This window comes from Microcystis sp. M109S1, from assembly GCF_020247025.1.
In the GTDB taxonomy this organism is placed as follows: Bacteria; Cyanobacteriota; Cyanobacteriia; order Cyanobacteriales; family Microcystaceae; genus Microcystis.
In genome coordinates this window covers 1-2814 of the sequence record NZ_JADBRW010000361.1, presented here as the reverse complement: position 1 = coordinate 2814, position 2814 = coordinate 1, and the positions used below count along the sequence as shown (strand labels likewise).

The 2814-nt window shown below is 45.8% G+C and carries 3 protein-coding genes; all 3 read right to left on the bottom strand.

Annotated elements, in window-relative coordinates; translation table 11 throughout:
* A partial coding sequence (locus IM322_RS23475) for a helix-turn-helix domain-containing protein (RefSeq protein WP_353737100.1) occupies nucleotides 1-47 on the bottom strand: 47 nt, incomplete at its 3' end.
* 155 nt (nucleotides 48-202) lie between these two features.
* Nucleotides 203-1138, bottom strand: coding sequence for a LysM peptidoglycan-binding domain-containing M23 family metallopeptidase (locus IM322_RS17890; RefSeq protein ID WP_287675511.1), 936 nt, complete (start codon nucleotides 1136-1138; stop codon nucleotides 203-205).
* Between the two features lie 19 nt (nucleotides 1139-1157).
* On the bottom strand, nucleotides 1158-2456 hold the full coding sequence (locus IM322_RS17885) for a homoserine dehydrogenase (protein WP_287675512.1): 1299 nt from the start codon (nucleotides 2454-2456) through the stop codon (nucleotides 1158-1160).
* Nucleotides 2457-2814 lie beyond the last annotated feature (358 nt).

Below are 2814 nucleotides of genomic sequence, written 5' to 3'. Positions count from 1 at the left end.
TCTTGTTCTGGTGTGGGGTAAAATCGAAACGAATAGGCTTTTTCCATGTCTCACATTTTAGCATATATTTGGTAAATGCGCTAGTATTTAACGGTAAAGCCGTCGTAGAACGACGGGGTTTCAGACCCAAATTTTCGATGATTAACTCCCAATCCAACTTTAAAAACCCGGTCAAGAATTGCTTCCCCCGCTCGGCACTCACTCACTCTCCTATACCTTTTAAACAGGATTTAGTATGACTTGATTGCGGGCCGATTTGGGGCAAATGCAAAGCTGGATCCTGCGCTGTCCAACCGACGGGAGTATCTAAGCGCACCTCAAAATGAAGATGGGGGGGAATAATATCTGGTTGTCCCGTGGTGCCAACCGTACCGATAACGTCTCCTGCTCGTACCCGTTGGTCAATTCTCACTGTAACCCTGCTTAAATGAGCATAACGGGTCTGCCGGCGACCTAAATGATTAATTACTACCAAATTACCATAGGCCCCTTCCTGACCCACATAAATCACTAGACCATCTTCGGCGGCTAGAACTGGTGTACCAACATCTGCGAGAAGATCAATACCACTATGAAAGAGATTTTTCCGTTCCGTGGGGCTTTTTTGCCAACCGTAGGCTAATCCGACAGTGCTGGCAAAGGGTAAGGGATAAGAACTTAATCCAGTATAATCCGATCGCTTGCCGGCGGCGGACCAATTGGTGCCGGGGATAAAAACTATTGTCGGCTGGCGACCACAACCGTTAAGCTCAAAGAGTATATCGGCACGAATACCATAGGCCGCTTCTAAATCGCGCCAAGTGGAACCCCGGGGTGCTTCGATGCGAATGCCGTTCATCGGGGGAATGAAGATTTCTTTCCCGACGGGGGCCAAACCATTTTTGAGAATAGTCGGATTGAGTTTAATTATTGTTGCGGGGATGAGAGCGTATTTTTCGGCGATTGAGGCGATTGTTTCTCCCGCTTGGATTTTATGGCGTTGTAACCTTGATAAAATCGGCAGGGGACAAACATTATCAGACCCTTGGGCAAAAATTAATTTTTGATTCAAGGTCAAAAAACCTAGACAAAAAAACAAAATTGTGCTAGTGAAACTTAGCCAACTTTTCTCACTTTTGATTCTCCGACCCATGACCATAAAAAAGCGATCTCTATAATTACAAAACCCGGAGAATACTAGGAATACTGTCAATAGCTTCTAAAGACTCTATTGCCGCTAAAGCGTTGCGGAAATTGCCCTCGCGCACATCGTGGGTGACAACGACAATTTCGGCTAAATCACCCCTAATACCAATTTGTACCACGGATTCTAGACTAACCCCATGGTCGCCGAAAGCCATACCTAAATGACCGATTACCCCCGGCACATCGCGACAGAGAAAACGAGCATAAAAACGGGTCGATAAATCCTCCATCGGGGCGATTTGACAATAATGCTGGTGAATACAGCTTAAAAGCGGGTCAAGTTCCTTGGTTTTGCCACTACTTTTTAAAATTCCGACGATATTCATCACATCCGATACTACCGCGCTGGCCGTCGGTCCGCTACCGGCACCGGGTCCATAAAACATCACTTGGCCCAAGGGTTCCCCCTCGACGAGAATAGCGTTATAGACTCCGTTAGCATTAGCGAGGGGATGAGTTTTCGGTACTAGGGTCGGATGAACCCGCAACTCTAGGGTATCGGAATCTTCCTTAACCGTATCTTTTGCGATCGCTAATAATTTAATCACAAATCCCAGTCTATCAGCGTAGGCGATATCGACGGCGCTAACTTGCCGGATACCTTCACAGTAAACATCTTCCCGTTTTACCCGACCTCCAAAACCCAAAGAAGCTAAAATGGCAATTTTATCGGCCGCGTCGAATCCATCCACGTCCGCAGTGGGATCCGCTTCTGCATAGCCTAATTCCTGAGCTTTGGCCAGCACTTCGCTAAAATCTGCCCCTTTTTGGCTCATTTCCGTGAGAATATAGTTAGTTGTGCCGTTGACAATTCCCATGATGCTGCTGATGCGATTAGCGCCGAGGGATTGTTTTAAGGGTTTAATGACGGGAATTCCACCACCCACGGCCGCTTCTAGGAGGACATAAACCCCTTTTTCGTTAGCCTTGGCGTAGATTTCATCACCAAAACGGGCAATAACCGCCTTATTTGCCGTAACAACGTGCTTTCCCGATGCGATTGCTTGGAGAATTAAAGAGCGCGCCGGTTCCAAACCCCCCAATAATTCGACAATAATATCAATTTCGGGGTCAGTAACGATCGATTCTAGGTCAGTGGTCAAAATATGGGGAGAAAGCTCGATTTCTCTCGGTTTATCTAGGGCTCTAACTCCCACTCGTCCAATGGTAATCTCTTTGAGTACGGGATGACGACCAAAAGGATCAAGGAGGATTTTCGCTGTTCCCGTCCCCACAACCCCGAAACCGAGTAAACCAATCTTAAAGGTCACGCTTTTATCTCCTGCTAGTCCGACGCAAAAAATACTAATGGCCAAGCCGTCGCCATTGTCGATTCTATCATTACAAGGTCTTTGACTGTAGGGTTTTCTTTTGCTGGCGTTCAGGGTCTGATGATGATAAATATTCAGTATTTTTGTATTTAAATCAAGCAAATCTCGATCAAGTTTAAACGCTTATCCTGTAATTGTTATTGATTTTATTGACCGACTCTAACTATGGGGGGATAGCCCAAAGATGGTTGCTAGTTGAAAGTCAAGCTAGAAAAGAATCAGACTTGAAAAAATTAGAGAAAAAAATCGAGCAGGAAAAGAAAACAGCCCAAGAAAAAATCCGCCAACTATCCCGAGG